General features: G+C 39.9%; 17 protein-coding genes. 4 read left to right on the top strand and 13 right to left on the bottom strand.

The window, feature by feature from the left end; genetic code table 11:
* Positions 1-69 precede the first annotated feature (69 nt).
* Positions 70-1,389, top strand: a complete 1,320-nt coding sequence (locus AC6JAD_RS12640) for a DNA recombination protein RmuC (protein WP_461303566.1) — start codon at positions 70-72, stop codon at positions 1,387-1,389.
* Between the two features lie 54 nt (positions 1,390-1,443).
* Here AC6JAD_RS12640 and AC6JAD_RS12635 read toward each other — a convergent pair whose 3' ends face one another.
* The 11 genes from AC6JAD_RS12635 to rpmH all read right to left on the bottom strand — a co-directional run bounded on the left by AC6JAD_RS12635 (position 1,444) and on the right by rpmH (position 13,386).
* Complete coding sequence (locus AC6JAD_RS12635; protein ID WP_461303565.1) at positions 1,444-2,028, bottom strand: hypothetical protein; 585 nt, start codon at positions 2,026-2,028, stop codon at positions 1,444-1,446.
* Positions 2,029-2,251: 223 nt separating this feature from the next.
* A complete protein-coding gene (locus AC6JAD_RS12630; protein ID WP_461303564.1) occupies positions 2,252-3,097 on the bottom strand; it encodes a T9SS type A sorting domain-containing protein in 846 nt (281 codons plus the stop codon).
* Positions 3,098-3,191: 94 nt separating this feature from the next.
* Positions 3,192-3,776, bottom strand: a complete 585-nt coding sequence (locus AC6JAD_RS12625) for a T9SS type A sorting domain-containing protein (protein ID WP_461303563.1) — start codon at positions 3,774-3,776, stop codon at positions 3,192-3,194.
* 27 nt (positions 3,777-3,803) lie between these two features.
* Positions 3,804-4,691, bottom strand: coding sequence for a DUF5777 family beta-barrel protein (locus AC6JAD_RS12620; RefSeq protein WP_461303562.1), 888 nt, complete (start codon positions 4,689-4,691; stop codon positions 3,804-3,806).
* A 4-nt stretch (positions 4,692-4,695) separates the two neighbouring features.
* Positions 4,696-5,073: an OB-fold protein gene (locus tag AC6JAD_RS12615; protein WP_461303561.1), complete on the bottom strand. Its 378-nt coding sequence runs from the start codon at positions 5,071-5,073 to the stop codon at positions 4,696-4,698.
* 2 nt (positions 5,074-5,075) lie between these two features.
* Positions 5,076-5,624: a YceI family protein gene (locus AC6JAD_RS12610; protein ID WP_461303560.1), complete on the bottom strand. Its 549-nt coding sequence runs from the start codon at positions 5,622-5,624 to the stop codon at positions 5,076-5,078.
* A 5-nt stretch (positions 5,625-5,629) separates the two neighbouring features.
* Positions 5,630-6,001: a hypothetical protein gene (locus AC6JAD_RS12605; protein ID WP_461303559.1), complete on the bottom strand. Its 372-nt coding sequence runs from the start codon at positions 5,999-6,001 to the stop codon at positions 5,630-5,632.
* A gap of 149 nt (positions 6,002-6,150) precedes the next feature.
* Positions 6,151-8,328, bottom strand: a complete 2,178-nt coding sequence (locus AC6JAD_RS12600; RefSeq protein WP_461303558.1) for a DUF3857 domain-containing protein — start codon at positions 8,326-8,328, stop codon at positions 6,151-6,153.
* A 10-nt stretch (positions 8,329-8,338) separates the two neighbouring features.
* A complete protein-coding gene (locus AC6JAD_RS12595) occupies positions 8,339-10,249 on the bottom strand; it encodes a transglutaminase-like domain-containing protein (protein ID WP_461303557.1) in 1,911 nt (636 codons plus the stop codon).
* Positions 10,250-10,271: 22 nt separating this feature from the next.
* Positions 10,272-13,124: a carbamoyl-phosphate synthase large subunit gene (gene carB / locus AC6JAD_RS12590; RefSeq protein ID WP_461303556.1), complete on the bottom strand. Its 2,853-nt coding sequence runs from the start codon at positions 13,122-13,124 to the stop codon at positions 10,272-10,274.
* A 103-nt stretch (positions 13,125-13,227) separates the two neighbouring features.
* Entirely contained in the window at positions 13,228-13,386 is a 159-nt protein-coding gene (gene rpmH, locus AC6JAD_RS12585; RefSeq protein WP_115123375.1) for a 50S ribosomal protein L34, read from the bottom strand.
* A gap of 157 nt (positions 13,387-13,543) precedes the next feature.
* On the opposite strand from rpmH, the gene AC6JAD_RS12580 reads away from it, so the two are divergent.
* The 3 genes from AC6JAD_RS12580 to AC6JAD_RS12570 all read left to right on the top strand — a co-directional run bounded on the left by AC6JAD_RS12580 (position 13,544) and on the right by AC6JAD_RS12570 (position 15,832).
* Positions 13,544-14,425, top strand: coding sequence for a DUF6263 family protein (locus tag AC6JAD_RS12580; RefSeq protein ID WP_461303555.1), 882 nt, complete (start codon positions 13,544-13,546; stop codon positions 14,423-14,425).
* A gap of 1 nt (position 14,426) precedes the next feature.
* Complete coding sequence (locus tag AC6JAD_RS12575) at positions 14,427-14,999, top strand: DUF2892 domain-containing protein (RefSeq protein WP_461303554.1); 573 nt, start codon at positions 14,427-14,429, stop codon at positions 14,997-14,999.
* Between the two features lie 134 nt (positions 15,000-15,133).
* Positions 15,134-15,832, top strand: a complete 699-nt coding sequence (locus AC6JAD_RS12570) for a TlpA family protein disulfide reductase (RefSeq protein WP_461303553.1) — start codon at positions 15,134-15,136, stop codon at positions 15,830-15,832.
* 8 nt (positions 15,833-15,840) lie between these two features.
* On the opposite strand, the gene AC6JAD_RS12565 is transcribed toward AC6JAD_RS12570, so the two are convergent.
* The gene (locus AC6JAD_RS12565; RefSeq protein ID WP_461303552.1) at positions 15,841-16,212 is read right to left on the bottom strand and encodes a sulfite exporter TauE/SafE family protein; all 372 of its coding nucleotides are present in this window, start codon (positions 16,210-16,212) and stop codon (positions 15,841-15,843) included.
* Between the two features lie 38 nt (positions 16,213-16,250).
* Entirely contained in the window at positions 16,251-17,207 is a 957-nt protein-coding gene (locus tag AC6JAD_RS12560) for a lytic transglycosylase domain-containing protein (RefSeq protein WP_461303551.1), read from the bottom strand.
* Positions 17,208-17,216 lie beyond the last annotated feature (9 nt).

Below are 17,216 nucleotides of genomic sequence, written 5' to 3'. Positions count from 1 at the left end.
CTTGAATATTATCAAATTAAGATCGGAAGCACCTCTGTAATATTTATTACTTTTAACAAAAGAAATTTCATGAGTGAACCTTTTATCGTCTTTCTTATTGGAGCCCTTTCCCTTCTTTCGGGAATCTATCTAGGAAACCTCATTGCACGCCTTAAGTTGAAGTCGGAATCAGGAAAAATGGAGGAACGCCTTAGTCAGATGAAAGACCAAGAAGAGCGTTTGAACGAGCGCTTTGAAACTGCTCTTAATGAAAAGGAGGCCATCCGTAAGGAAAAGGAATTCCTAAATACCGAGTTGGTGCGTCGAAACTCGGAGAACGATCACTTAGAGCAAAAACTAAGGGAACAAAAGGAGGAACTGGAACAATTACAGGAAAAATTCACCAAGGAATTCGAAAACCTAGCCAATAAAATACTCGACAACAAATCCGAAAAATTTACCAAACAGAATAAAGAACAGATAGATACCATCTTAAAACCCCTTCAGGAAAAGATAGAGAAGTTCGAAAAGAAAGTAGACACAACTCAAAAGGAAAGCATTACCATGCATGCTGCCCTTAAGGAGCAATTGTTAGGGCTTAAAGACCTTAACCTGCAAATGACCAAGGATGCCACGAACCTTACACGTGCGCTGAAGGGTGATAGCAAAATGCAAGGTAATTGGGGTGAATTGGTGTTGGAACGTGTGCTCGAAAAATCGGGATTGGAAAAAGACCGAGAGTATTTTGTACAGCAAAGCTTTACCCAAGAAGATGGCTCTAGGGTCATGCCCGATGTGGTCATTCATTTGCCTGACAACAAAAAAATGGTAATCGACTCGAAAGTTTCCATCACCGATTACAACCGTTATGTAAATGCCGAAGAAGATGATAAGGAAACCTATCTAAAGGCTCATGTAAATTCCATTACTAAACATGTAGAACAACTTTCTGCCAAGAATTACCAAGACCTCTACGATATAGAATCTCCTGATTTTGTATTGATGTTCGTCCCAATTGAGCCCGCATTTGCCGTGGCAATCAATAACGACAACACTTTATACAACAAAGCTTTTGAAAAAAACATTGTCATTGTAACACCTTCCACTTTGCTCGCAACACTTCGTACCATAGACACCATGTGGAATAACGAAAAACAACAGCGTAATGCCATAGAAATAGCTAGACAAGCTGGTGCCTTGTACGACAAGTTTGAAGGTTTGGTTAAAGACCTAACGGGTGTGGGTAAAAAGATTGATGATGCCAAAAAGGACTATTCTGCCGCAATGAATAAATTAGTTGAAGGTCGAGGAAACCTCATTACGAGTGTAGAAAAGCTCAAGAAGATGGGGGCTAAGGCGAAAAAATCCTTACCCGAAAATATCATAAAAAGGGCTCAAGAAGACGAATAAAAAAGCCAGCCTTTTTCCTTAGACTGACTCTCAATTTAGATGGTTAGTACCTCTTTAGTTACAAAAAGCCTGTATATCCTGAATCTGAATTTCACTTTCCCCTGAATTGATTGGTGGAATGCTAATCACATTATCCGAAAAGTCCGTTACACTAGTGATCAACTTCAAGGAATTACCTGCATTATTTACATCGAAAGCCAGCGTATAAGAAGACCTAGGATCATCGAACGTTACTGCTATTTCCTTATGATTGGTTACAGGAACATTAGTCACTATGGGTGTAATACTTGGAAATCCTATCACCCTAACATTACTAATCTGATTGTGAAAAACCCGTGCTCCAATTCGCTTTACACCGCCCCTATCTGTTCCAACAATCCGAAATTCAACACTATCACCAACTATATTTGTAACGTAGCAGCAGTTGGTTTGACCCGCTTGGTTGGTTCCCGCTGGACAGGTAAATGCTTCAATGGGCACGTTGGCGCTGGAAGAAGCTATGATATGCCCTCCATCATCTTCCATTACTGAAACCGTGACTGTGGGCGCAGCAGTATCATTGTCTGGAACGGTCACCCTACAGGCATAAGCCGTTAGTAAAATCACAAAAATGGCAGTAGTAATTTTAAGAATTTTCATATGGTATATTATTTAAAATGAATAAGTTAAATCTACCCTTTCATGATTTGAACCACGAATTATTTTTCCTGTTTTTACACAGGATTTTCCCTGAACAAGAGTGTCAGTATCCGTAGACTACTTATAATTCAAACCATATAATACCATATAATACCATATAAAGTGGATAAAAAAATCCCTCACTTTTCAATGAGGGATTCTAACTTTTGAAAGTTTTATGACACTACTTCTTTAAAAACTTTTGAGTAGTAGTTTGATCACCTGCGGTTATTTCAATTAAATAGGTTCCTGTTTGCAAAGCAGACACATCAATTTCCTGTTGAGTAGATTCTATGGTACCTTGAGCGACACGTGCACCCAATAGGTTATAAATCCTATAACTATCCATGCTAATTTGTGCAGATAACTTCAGGGTATTTACGGCCGGACTCGGATACAACTGAAAGGTATTCGCCAATTGGTCCTCTACACCGCTAATGGACGCAGTAACGCTTATGTTATCTACATGCAATGTAGCATCAATGGACTGACCTATAAAACTGGGCGTATCACTATGAAGTATGCGAATTTCGGTAACCTCCTGTAGCACTTCTTCTATGGTGTTTGAACCACTTACCAAAGTAAAACTGGAAGCGTCCATGTTTAAGGTGTAGGAAGTCCAATCGCTTTGTGCAGAAACCGTCACCGAAGCGGTAGTGCATATTGCGCTATCATCACTTCCACCTTCCATAGCTACACGTACAAATAGGTCATCGTTTGTTGGTGATTTGGCATCGAAGGATAAATCCAGAATACTGGAATAATCCCCCAGCCATTCTGCATTGGTATTGAAAACAATCATTCTGCTTCCCGGGCCTGCACCGCCGCTACTAATCTCTTCCAAAAAACCATCTCCGGCACCTGTAGGGCCTCCATCGGGCACATTTGAAGGTGGATTGGGTGAACTCCCACCATTAGACCATCCTTGTGTGGTACCGTCTTCAAAATCATTGAATGTGTCTGGACTTATTTGACCAAACGTAACGCAGTAGGTAAAAACTGCCAATAAAAGGGGTATTGCTTTTTTCATATCATTTTTTATTTTGTTTAAAGTTACAAAAAAACCAACCCTTACCTAGCACGGTTTCGGGTTGGCCTCCAAACTAACTAACTTAAAAAATAAACTATTGTTTTACTACCCTTAGAGTAGTCTCAAGATCTCCAGAAGTTAATCCCACAAAGTAAATACCACTGGTTAGGCTAGACATATCCAACTGCAATACATTGCCTGCATCTTTTCCCTGCATGATTTGTTTCCCAGCCATATTATATACTGCATATCCATCTAACTTGAAAAGGGAAGTGATATTAAGTCTTTCCTGAACTGGGTTCGGGAACCAATTAATATTAATGGCGAATTTATCTTCTATGGCCAATACTGGCTCCACGGTGATCGTACCGAACATAGTTCCTGGGTGGATTTCGCAACGGTAATCGTTCACTCCAACCGTGTTGAACGTAAACTCGAAAGTTTGTCCAATACCAGTAAGGGTTCCACTATCAAAACTTTCCACACTCTGCCCAGCAATACTGGTTACGGTATGTGGTGCGCCATCGTCCCAAGTCCAACGTACTGTGTCCCCAGGTTCAATAGTTAAACTAGCGGCAGATCCATTAATACCAATCGCCCAGTCTAGATCGAATGTCGTTTGAGCTTGTACTGCAACTGATGCCAATACAGCGGCTACGATAATTGTAAATTTTTTCATAATGTTATAGTTTATAGTTGTTACTGATTAAAATACTCTGCTTAAATTAAATCCAAAGAAGAAATCCCCGTCTCCCCAATCACCTTGCCCTTGAATGATAAATCCTTCTTCGAACATAGCTTGTGCATTGGTGAAATGCATTTGGAAAACATGCCCTCCGGTTTCCAGATCGAAACCAATAGACAGCGGATTTCTAAAATTTGAATTGCTATTTCTGTTTAAATGAATTCCATAATCCATATTGACGCTCCATCGTTTGGTAAGCTTATACCTACCTCCTATTCCTAAGGCGAATTGATTATTGTCTTCATCGAAGACCAATGTTTCCCCGTTCTCTTGCAGGTCAAAACTTCTTGTGGCTAAATTCTCATGCACAAAAGTAGGTGCCAGTAATACCGAAAAGTCTTCTGAAAACTTATGCGATGCCAATAACTGAGTGGTATAGGTTAAACGATCGCTAAAATCTAAATTGGGGAAAAGATCTTCATCCAATGCTGTATTCACCGTAACCAGATTATATCCCACAAGAGTGAATGGAAACCCTTCACTTTTTTGATTCACCAATCTATATTTGGCATGAACGCCATATTTTTTTTGAAGTGAACTCCTTGCCGCTCCAAGGTTTAGCCAATCGTTCACACCATAAATGAATTTTATCTGGGTTACGGCATTGTCTAACCCAAAGAAATCGTCAATACCATTCTTAACCGTACCAAATCTATGTGAAACCACTAGATACAGCTCTTTAGCTCCTCCCAGTTTGGTCGATTCAAAATTAACTACTTTCAATCCTTTGAAGGCAGCCTTCACATCGGTATTGATATCGGTACCTTCTTCCAATTCATCCAATAGGTCATCTTGAGAAAATGCCACGAATGGTAACAGTAGAAGTACACAAATAATTAGTCTTTTCATAAGGTTAGTCTATACGTTGTGATTGGTCTATTTTTACAAGTTCGAAAAGGTCGTCATACCCGATGCATCGCCCCTTTACGGTAATTTCATCCCCATCTTCTATACCTAAAGTTCCTGGAGCGAGGTCGCACTGTACCTTACCATCCAATATAATTGCAGCCGTTTCCAATTCGGTCACGGTACCCGTAATAACAACCGTTTTATTAAGGTAAGGGTCACCATCACCCTCGGAGAACAATTGCTGAATCTCGTTGGCATTGGTTGTGAGTGCGGCGGTTTCTTCTGCTATATTACGATGGTCCTTGTAGAGATACTTATATCCAGAATAAGCACCTACTACAAGTACCAAAGCCACTATCAAAAAAACGATTTTCTTTTTCATATTCACCTTTGAGATAGTGTATACATTGCCGAAACAGTAACCTCACCGGCAATTTTGTTACTCACAATACTTGGGATCTCAATCTCGAAATCTTCGGGTTTTAGAACGAATGATGTGGTCATTTCGATAGCATCCCCATTGCTTGCAAGATTTACTTGTGTTTGCAAGGGTTGTTCTACACCGTGTATTGTGATGGTTCCATTAAAATTATATGTTGTTATATCTTCAGATAGTTCGTCCCTATTAAGACCCTCAATTTTTCCTTTCACAATGGCTTTAGGGTATTGGGACGACTCCATGTAGTTTTCATTGAAGTGTTCCTCCATCAGGGCCACTTTAAACCTGAATCCTTGAATTAGGGCCAAAGACGCAAGCTCTCCAGTTTCCGAATTTAAAATAGCACTCACTGCATTGTTCTTGGCTTTTACCTCCTCGAAAGAGGGTACTGATGCTTCAAAATCGATGGTCCCATTCTTGGTCATATACTTTTGGGCAAACCCATTAGTACATATGAGAAGCAGTAAAACGATAAGGTATTTTGTGTTTTTCATAGCCATTAATTTTCTAACATTCCATCTTCATTCCATTGCATCAAAAGATCAATAGTCTCTTGCGGCAATCGAGGACCTCCCAAAGGCATAAGCCCTGAGGCTCCTTCTTCCCTACTAATACGATCTAACAGTCCACGATCCAACACGGCATCGCGTACATCTTCATAACTAACCAAGGGCATGGGGGCACCATTTTGTGGAGGGTTTGAATGGCAGGCTTGACATACATTTTCGAATACAAATCGAACGTCTTGAAAGGTCACATCCTCATCTGCAGGAAGTGTTTCCATTGGTTCGGAAATATCATCGAATGTACTACTGGTGCAGGATGTAAGGAATATAGCTATTCCTAAAACAAAAAGGATTCTGCGATTCATAAAGGTATGCTTTGGTTAGGTAAAGCGGTAAAAAAAGTCGCTTCTATCTATATAACAACCTTAAACAAAAAATCCCCCCATATGGTCCAAAAAAAAACCCTACCAAATTGGCAGGGTATTCAACAAAAGCCGCGTAAATAAAGGGCTATCTATATTTTTTTGAACATGACTTTTTCTTGACTAAAATCATATGCGTCCTGAATCCAAGGTACCATACTGCTCCACTCGGATACTTCATATTTACGTTTTGCATATATTTTGGTCGTGGTGTACTTCAATGTTCCATCTTCGACAACAGCTTCGGCAGTAAAAGCTCCCGTTGCATTAGTGGAATTGCGCTGTAATTTATCTAGCCCTACCACTTCATAACCTTCAGGAATCGCTATGCTAACCTCATACTTATAAGTCTTTGCGTGATCTAGATACACTCCTTTGGTTCTCTCTATTTCATCAGCTTCCAATTGTACTTGGCCTCCAATGAACTTCCCAACTTCTACCAGGTAATTAGGTCCCGCTTTCTTTACGAATTCATTTTCAATTACAAATTGATCCTTAATGATTAATGCATCGTTAGAGTATCTTCCTGTTTTATCTATTTCATAATCATACTCCTTTATCTCTACGTCGAATTCACTGGAAACAATCTTCTCAATACGTTCTATTTTTCGGTCCCGATAGGTTTTCATTACCGATTTCATTTTGGACTGGGCTTCTTGGTCCGATTTATTCTGACGTTTCTTACAATTGTAAAAATGCTTGGTTTCGTAACGTTTGAATTCTTCATTCAGAAAATCCTCGAAAACCAACCTTCTTCTCAACTCGTATGGCTTAAATTGCCCTTTATAGTGCTGTTCCCTATCAATAGTAATTTTTTTGAAATTGTCCTCGAAATTCACATTCACCACTTGCTTGGCCATGTTCTCGTCTGCTGTCGTAACGGGAAGCACATCGAAAGCCACATCTTCGAACTTACGGTTCTTCTTTACACTAAGTGTGTAAACTTTGGTCCCTTCAAGGTTCTCAGGAAAATAATCGGATTGCACATGTGGGGACACCTCGAACAAATACATGGGTTTCGGAAAGTTGAACCGTAGTCCGTAAGCCACATTAGAACGTAATAACAAATTATCAATGGTTCCATTATAATCTGGCGTGGCCACAATGATATCATAGTCGATCTCCAGTTGCTTGGCAAGGCCAGCAAAATAGTTCACAAAGGTATTCTCGTCCAGAATCACATAATCGGTATCACACGGAAGTGCACTATAGCGTATGTTATTTTCCCGTGCAATGTATAGTTCCAAAAATCGGTTATAACTTTTATGACGCAGATAGTACAAGGCAGACTCCAATTGTTTGCGCTTTCCACTAATTCCCTTATCCTCCAAATAACGAAGTACATCCTTAACGCTCCCTCGTTTCTGGGCTTCAAAGTTTTTCCCATAGTATTCAATAATCTCTTCCTTGGTCACATCTGCCTTTCTTTCGGCATCTTTGTCGGCAAGAAACACAGAAGCATAGTATTGATTCTTAGATCGCAATGCAAAAGTTACCTGAAACTTGAGCGAGGGTAGTTCTGCCAAGGGATAGAACCATCTTGGAAATTCACTTTTCTCCACATCGGAAGATTCGATCACATAGCGACGGGTTGACTTTTTATCGGTTTGTTCTTCTTTAACGGCCGGGGCACCATTAAAGGATTCCATATTTAGGAAGTAGTCGTTTTCCACTTCTACTGCCACCCTAGTGAATAGTACTGGGTATTTACGACTAATCACTCTTTCTACGGGGTCATAGATGTGGGTTCCTGAAAATGTCCTCTGAAAGTCATCTTCGAAAATAAACAAGTCGACCACATCCCCAATCTCCAAGTTTGGAATAGCAATCTTCTTTTCCTTATCCTGCTCCACACTCTCAGCATCTACATCGATAATGATCTCTTCTCCGCTCGGCTTAATTACCTTGATACCCACCGTGGATTTTTCCCTGTAAAAATTCACAAATCCAAAGCTGGATCCACTATTCTTCTCGAAGCTGAATTCGGAAAAATCCTCTACAGCCGCTTTATCCAATAATTTAACGCGTTGATGGAAATGAGAAGGATTATACATCTTCTTTCCATTGTTGGTATACTTGTAATATTCGTCTATATAAAGAATAACAGCACTTTCATCCTGCCATTTTTCCGGAACGTCTACCACGGAGGCGTTTTTGTTTTTTGGATTCCAAAACTGCTCTTGCAATTCTTCTAAATCCTTGGACTGGGATAGTACCAAGGAAGAATATAGCAGGCATAGAACTAAAGTAAGCACATAGTTCTTTTTCATAAATAATATGTTATTTGGTGAGTGTTATTTGCTGATTTAGTTGCTCTTTCAATGCCTCATAGGCCTGATTCCAAAGCTCAAACTGAGACGGCTCGATAACCCGTTCCTTTAATGAAACACGATGGGCATACGTCACCATATTCCCATTTTGATCATAGGAAATAGTAACATCCAACAAATCATTAGAAATAGTTAGTCCTTCTGGAAGTTCCGCTTTTGAGTAACCTTCGGGCATAGTAAGATTTACCTCGGTAATATAGTCTTCTTTTAGGTAGTGCCGAAAAGGAGTTGCCCTATTTTCATCAATTTCGGGTATCATTTGTTTCGTTGGATCAATTTCCACGTATAAGGTTCCATCAAATTCGGTTACGCTGTTTTCTACCTGTACCGTGAAATCGATGGTCAAATCTTTTTCACGATCCTCCTCATCTGAAACATTGATATCATCTACAAAGAAATTCTGGTTTCTACCTCCCAAATAATTCGAGAGACGTTCTTCTTTTTCATCACCACCGCCATAAGAATGGTATGCATTCTGAAAAGAGACCCGGGTTTCACCACTAAATGTGCGTCGGGCTGTTCCCAATAATGATTCTCCCTGAACTTGAAAACGATATACGGCTTTATCCAAATTTGAGGTTCCAGATGATGTTGGAACTTTCAAAATCTGAAAAGAATCCCCATCCTGTACCATCGCTTCCTTGTTCTGAATACGTGAAGCGTATTCCCCAAACCTATTGTACTTTTCGGTTCCGTCTAAGAATATGGTTTCACCATCCATAACCACAGCTGCGATCATATGATTATCTACAGATAACGAAGGAATGGTATAGTCGTACGCTAATCTATCGGTCCCTATCCATACCAATCGGGCATCGAAGCCAGCTTCTTGCAGCATACTTTTGGTAAGTATGGCCATCCCCTTACAATCCCCATATCTTTTGGTAAATACATTTTGTGGACTGTCGGGTTTAAACCCTGCGATACCATCCTCGAAGGCTATATAGCGAATGTTATCCTGTACCCAATAATAAATATTCTTGATCTTTTCTTCATCAGAGCCGGCATCGCTTATAAGCTCTTTGACCTTATCGGAATACACAGATGGATCAATTTCTACGCTTTCTACCAAACCATTGTACCATTTAAAGAGGTCGTCGGTGCTGGAAAAAAGCTGTACATCTCCATCTTTCGATTTAAATCCCTTGGCAATGAACAAAACGTGAGGATACAAGTAGGATGGCCCCAAAGAGTTTTCCTTTTTGGCCTTGGCACCCAAATCGCTATAAGAATATGTTACCACCTTATTTCCATCGGTAGATTTCTCTGTTTTCTCAATGGTGTATCCCTCAAAATTAAATTCCTTAATATCCAGTTCTAACCAACTTGGAATGGATACGATCAATTTCCCTTTTACTACGGGATAATGATCGCTGAAATACAAACTTGTGAAATATTTGCTATCAGAATATTTCTTTTCAATTTCCAGTTTTCTGTTGTATCCCTGCAATGGAAAGGACAACTCCGTAAACTTAACGCGATAATCTGTATGAAATAAATCGGCGCTCTGCATGGCTTCATCCTTCACATAACCCGTAACATCACGTCCCTTATTATTTCGTTGCATGAAACGTTCTATCTTCGATTCTGAATCATAGAACACTGGATACTGAATCCTAGCACTGGAACTTATTCCGATCAAATCAAGTTTTTCGGAAACCATCGCCTCCAACTTTCCCGTTTGCCTATTCCTTTCAAAAGTAACCTGCGTGGTTTTGCTCTTAACAGCTAAATCTTCCTCTTCATATTTGGTTTTAAGCTCCTTGGCCAAACTGATATTTTCGGGTAAGGGATTCTTTTTCTTTTGGGCAAAAGAAAAAGACATGAAAAGACATAGTAAACAGCTAAGGAAAAGTTTCATATTCAAAAAATTCAAAGGAATGTTACTTACTCAAGTACATTTTTCTACGCGAATATAACTCATAGAATTCATCATCCTTTAAACTCTCGATAAATAGGATACTTTCCCCAGTACTCTTCATTTCAGGTCCCAGTTGCTTATTTACATTAGGGAATTTATTGAAACTGAAAACCGGTTGCTTAATGGCATACCCTTCCAATTCTGGATTGAAGTTGAAATCGGTTACCTTATTTTTGCCTAACATAACCTTGGTTGCGTAGTTTACGTAAGGTTCTCCGTAGGCTTTAGCAATAAACGGTACGGTACGCGATGCCCGTGGGTTTGCTTCTATAATAAACACCTTGTCATCTTTTATGGCAAATTGAATATTAATGAGTCCCACAGTATTTAAAGCCAATGCTATTTTCTTTGTATGATCCTTAATTTGCTGCATTACAAACTCCCCAAGGTTAAAAGGGGGTAGTGTTGCATTAGAGTCTCCTGAGTGTACCCCACATGGTTCTATGTGTTCCATAATACCAATGATGTACACATTTTCACCATCGCAAATAGCATCTGCTTCTGCCTCAATGGCACCATCTAAGTAGTGGTCCAGTAGCAATTTGTTATTGGGTATCTTTCTTAGAAGGTCTACCACATGCGCTTCTAGATCTTTCTTATTAATTACGATCTTCATTCCCTGTCCTCCCAATACATAGGAAGGTCTAATTAATAGTGGGAAGTCCAATTGGTCTGCCAAAGCCAAGGCTTCTTCTGGCGTCTCCGCTGTTCCAAATTTTGGGTAGGGAATGTTGTTTTCCTTAAGCAAGGTCGAAAAGCTTCCTCTATCCTCGGCTAAATCCAAAGACTGGTAGCTTGTTCCCATAATCTTAATACCATAACGCTCCAGCTTCTCTGCCAATTTTAGGGCTGTCTGTCCGCCTAACTGTACAATTACACCTTCTGGCTTTTCATGGCGAATAATATCGTAGATGTGTTCCCAGAAAACAGGTTCGAAATACAGTTTATCGGCCACATCAAAATCTGTGGAAACCGTTTCCGGATTACAGTTGATCATGATCGTTTCGTAGTCACATTCTGCAGCTGCCAGTACTCCATGTACACAACAGTAGTCGAATTCTATTCCTTGCCCGATTCGGTTTGGACCCGATCCCAGTACTATAATTTTCTTTCTGTCCGTAACGTCGCTGTCATTAGCTGCGAATTTGTTACCATCTGCTGTTTCCATTTCATTTTCGAAAGTGGAATAGTAGTAAGGGGTCTCTGCTTTAAACTCGGCCGCACAGGTATCTACCAATTTATAGACCCTTTGTATATTGAGTTCTTCCCTTTTCTTGTATACCTGGCTTTCCAGACAACCCAACATATGTGCAATCTGTCGATCTCCATATCCTTTTTGCTTGGCTTCCAATAGCAATTCGCGGGGTAAAGTATCCAACGCATAAGAAGAAATTTCTTTCTCCAGCATATACAATTCCTCGTATTGCTTAAGGAACCACATATCTATTTTAGTTATTTCATTGATCCTACTCAACGGAATACCCATTTGTATGGCATCATAAATAACAAAGACACGATCCCAACTGGCATGTTCCAGTTTCTCTAGTATTTGCTCATAATTGGTATAGCTTTTTCCATCTGCTCCGAGCCCATTTCTCTTAATTTCCAGGGATTGGGTTGCCTTGTGAAGTGCTTCCTGAAAAGACCGTCCTATCCCCATCACTTCCCCTACGGCCTTCATTTGAAGTCCTAGTGTTCTGTCGGATCCTTCGAACTTATCGAAATTCCAACGGGGTATTTTTACAATAACATAGTCTAGGGTAGGCTCGAATAAGGCTGAAGTGGATTTGGTAATTTGATTATCCAATTCATCCAAATTGTAACCAATTGCCAATTTTGAAGCAATCTTAGCAATTGGGTAACCCGTAGCTTTAGAGGCCAATGCAGAGGATCGGGATACCCGTGGGTTGATCTCAATGGCAATAATATCCTCTTTTTCGTCTGGGCTTACGGCAAACTGTACGTTACATCCCCCAGCAAAGTCGCCAATACTTCGCATCATCTTAATGGCCATATCCCTCATTCTTTGGAAGGTCTGGTCACTTAGGGTCATTGCCGGTGCCACGGTGATGGAATCCCCTGTATGGATACCCATAGGGTCCATATTCTCTATGGTACAAATGATTACCACATTGTCATTGTTATCACGTAGTAGCTCTAACTCATATTCTTTCCAGCCCATCATGGCCTTATCGATCATCACTTCATGTATTGGAGATATCTCCAACCCACGGGTGAGTAGTTCGTCAAAATCCTTTGGATCATATACAATGGATGCCCCTGCCCCTCCCAGGGTATAAGAAGCACGAATTACCAAGGGAAAGCCAAATTCCTGGGCAATTTCCTTTCCTTTTAAATAAGAATTGGCCGTTAACTGAGGTGCCATGGGTATTCCTATTTTATCCATTAAGGCTCGGAATTGCTCGCGATCCTCGGTTATATTAATGGCATCAATGTCAACACCTATTAATTCTACATCAAAATCTTTCCAAATACCTTTTTCATCTGCTTCAATACAAAGGTTTAGAGCCGTCTGTCCACCCATAGTTGGGAGTACAGCATCAATTTGTGGATGTTCTTTAAGAATCTTTACAATGGACTTGGTATTCAAGGGCAACAAATACACATGATCGGCCATGGATGGGTCTGTCATGATTGTTGCAGGGTTGGAATTAATAAGAATAGTTTCAATCCCATCCTCTCGAAGGGATCTTAAACTTTGTGATCCAGAGTAATCGAATTCACACGCTTGTCCAATAATGATAGGACCAGAACCAATAATTAAAACGGATTTTAGCTTGTCATTTTTCGGCATACAAAAAGAACTTTTTTTTGGGCATTAAAAATACGATGTATAGAGGCATAAAAAAAAGGTGTTGCTTCTAAAAACAACACCTTTTATTTATGAGTTATCAACATTATTTTTTGTGACGTGGCTCAGAGGATACAGATAGCTTCTTTCTGCCTTTCGCTCTACGGGCAGCTAACACCTTACGTCCATTTACAGATGCCATGCGCTCTCTAAATCCGTGCTTATTCCTTCTTTTTCTTTTTGATGGCTGAAATGTTCTTTTCATCGCTAACTTATATTATATCTTCTGATAATTTTTTAATCTAAAGAGACCTGTCCTAAAAGTCGGGTGCAAATATACAATCATTTTTTACTTCCACAAACCGAATTGAGAAAATATTTCGGTTTGTTTTTAGTACCTTTGTCGCCCTTATAAAACTCCTATGAAACATCTCTTATACCTATCTACTTTTCTATTGTTTTTTGCCGGGAATAGCCTGTATGCACAGAAATCCCTTCAATATGACTTCGAAGTAGGGGACGAATTTAAAATAGAACAAACAGCCCGCCAAGAAATGACCCAAGAAATTCAGGGTATGACGAATATAACGATCAACAACATTTCTGGGGCATTCCACTTTAAGGTTATTGAAGCCTCTGAAGACAAGTTCGTTCTTGAAACCACCTACCTCTCCTTAGTATTGAAGTCGGAATCCGATATGATAGGTGTGCTTATGGACATTAACACAGAAAGGGACAAAGACAAAGAGGACCTTGAAGCACAGATCTTTCAGGGCCTTTTGAATGTACCCTTCGAAATACATATGCAAAAAACCGGAAAGATCATTTCCTTGAAAAATACGGAGGCCTTGATTGATGGGATGATCTCTAAATCCAGTATGGAAGATGGCATTGCCAAGGATACTATGAAAAAAAGCTTGGACAGTGAATTTGGAGGTGACAGTTTAGCCGAAAGCATGGAGCAATTACTGTACCTATACCCCAATGAGCCTGTTAAAGTTGGTGATACTTGGACCAACAATTACACAGGAGCACTAAGTGCTGATAACACATGGAAACTGGACTCATTTGCTTCCGATGCGTTTACCATCTCGGCAAATTCCACAATTACAATGAACGAAAGTGAAGAAGGTAGTTTTGAGCTCACCTTAGCAGGTGCACAGGAGACATCGGCTACTGTTGAGACCAAAACAGGTTTTCCAAAGGAGATTGCCGTAAGTCATGTAGCCGAAGGAGTCACATCTGTTCAGGGTACCGAAATACCTACAAAGTTAACAACAACCATTACCTATAAAAGATTATAATATGTTCAACAAAAACATAAAACTTGTATTGGCAGTCTTAAGCATCGCTGCTGTAGTTTGGCAATTTTATGAAGGAAACATTGGGAACGGGATTATGTTTATCCTATTGGCCGGTGTTTTTGTATTCCTATATTTCAAAAATGAAATGATTTTGTTGGCTTTCTTACAACTGCGAAAACAGAATTTTCCGGGAGCCAAAAAATGGTTGGATCGCATTCCCAATCCTGAAGGTGCCTTGGTTACCAAGCAGCAAGGGTATTACAACTATTTGAATGGCTTAATGGTTTCACAAACCAATATGAACGAAGCGGAGAAGTACTTCAAAAAAGCAGAGAAACTAGGGCTTTCAATGAGTGCAGATATGGCTATGGTTAAACTAAACCTTGCTGGAATAGCCATGAGTAAAAACAGAAAGCGTGAGGCAGAAAGCTTACTTTCCGAAGCCAAGAAACTTGACAAACACAATATGTTGGATGATCAAATTAAGATGATGAAGCAGCAGATGAAACGTGCAGGGGCGCCACGACAGCAATACGGTGGTGGCCAAAGGGGAAGAGGCCGAAGAATGCGCTAACATTCATGAATATCGTGCTAATTTGCAGTGGTTTAGAAAACAAAAAAGAACTGTAAAAAGGCTAAATAATTCGTTTTCGGGCTCGAATTTTAACAAATCTTTTTACATTTACGCCAACCAATCGCTATTTGCCTATGGGTAAATTACTACTTGCCCTATTTATACTAATTAGCCTCCCCGCGCTCTCGCAAGAACCTGAGCCCAAGGATCTTTTTTCCCAAGCCATAGGCAAAAACATCCGTAAATATAGGAGACAAGCTAAGCTTGCTTATATTCGAAAGGATGAGCAACGTGCTCAATTCTTGTTCGATTCCTTGGTCAAAAAGGTGGTGAATGGATCCTATATCGACAACTTTAAAGTACGTAAGTTTTCAGGGAAACGAATTAATCTCTACAAATTCGAGAAGCCCATTTATCTAATTACCTACGCTTCTTGGTGTGTACCCGGTAAAGGAGAGGTACCTGCATTCAATGATATCGCAGAACGCTACCACAAGGACATCGATTTTGTCCTACTCTATTGGGGTTCCAAGAAAAAGATTCGTAAATCGAAACGAAAAATCAGTAAACACATTCATGTACTGTATGTGGATGAGAAAGAAAACCGTAGCGATTTCGCCATCAGGACCATGAAACACAGCCTTGGATTCCCTACCTCTTTCTTTATTTCGGCAGACAAACAGATATTGGATGTACGCCGAAACTTTATGCACCACTATTTAGAAGAGTATACCGATTCTTACAACTCCAACTATCAAAGTTTTACCAGTGGCGTCTCCCTTTTAGAACGAGGGGAGGTACAGAAAGAACTACAACAGGAACCAGATCCTTAACTAAATAGTTATTTCGAAAAGAACAGTTTAATTGCAGCTATGATGAGGATACAGGCAAATATCTTCTTTAGGATAACTTGATCAATTTTTACTGCAAACTTAGATCCAAGATACCCTCCAACTATAAAGAACAAGGCGATTACAAGTGCATAGCGCCAATTAATAGGGTGCCCAGAGGAATGATAGGTGTAAGCCGCAACAAAGGTAACAGGCACCGCCAAAACGGCCAAACTGGTCCCTTGGGCAGCATGTTGGTCATATCCAAGAAAAACCATCATTAGGGGAATCATAACTACTCCGCCACCTACTCCCATGAATCCACTTAATACGCCAGCCGCTAAGCCAATAATTACTAAAGATAGTATAACTGTAAAATTCATAGGTCGGTCAGTTGGTAATTAAATTTGGTGTTTAAAAATTATTGCCCTGTATTGTAATATCCTTTTTCTGGAATTTGAATGAGGTACTCCTTTCCTGAGGCATTCTTCAAATAATTATCCCTCAGCCAAGGGTTGTGCAACTTAAGAATTTTATAGTTAATATCGAACTGTTTTGCAAAAAGGGCAAAATCCGTTACCGCTGTATCTACTTTTACATTATAGGTAGGTATAGGAGTGTATAGGTCTTTCTCCCTAAAATTGAATCCATATTTCTCGGGGTTAGAAAGGATTTCCTTAAACGCCAATATCCTAAAAACATACCTGCTGGTTTCATCATTCAATAGAACATCATAATAATCGTCTACTAATTGTTTCTTCAATTGCCTATTTATTCCTGCGTTACCAGCGTTATACGCCGCTGCAGCCAGGGTCCAACTTCCAAATCTGTTCTTGGAGGCCTTTAGGTACTCTGCAGCGACCTTTGTGGCCATCTCTAAATTATAGCGCTCATCTACGTAGTCATTAATTTCCAAACCGTATTCCTTACCAGTGCTCTTTAAAAAGTGCCAGAAACCCGCGGCTCCTGCAGGAGACCTATTGTTTTGTAAAGCACTTTCGGCAATTGCCAAGTATTTGAAATCTTCAGGAATACCGTATTGTTCCAATAAAGGTTCTATAATAGGAAAATATTTATTGGCACGCTTAAAGATTAAAAGCCCATTGGATTGCCAATAGGTATTTACCAATAATTCCCTATCCATGCGTTCCCTGATGTCGGGATCTTCCAAAGGAACCCTTTCCCCTGCAAAATCCATTTCCTGAGGGAGTTCTATAGCATATACATTATAGTCGTTCAATAACTTTTCCTCCAACTTTTCATTGGCGGTTATCATTTCCTCTTTTAATTCTTTTTGGGGTTCTTGTACGGCATTTGTGCACAGCATACCTACCCCAATAAGTACAGTTGCTAAGCCGATTTTCGACAAAATACTCATAACCACAAA

The sequence above is a fragment of the Aureisphaera sp. genome (genome assembly GCF_059726885.1).
Note: the sequence above shows the minus strand (reverse complement) of the source record. Positions and strands in the feature narration are given on the sequence as shown.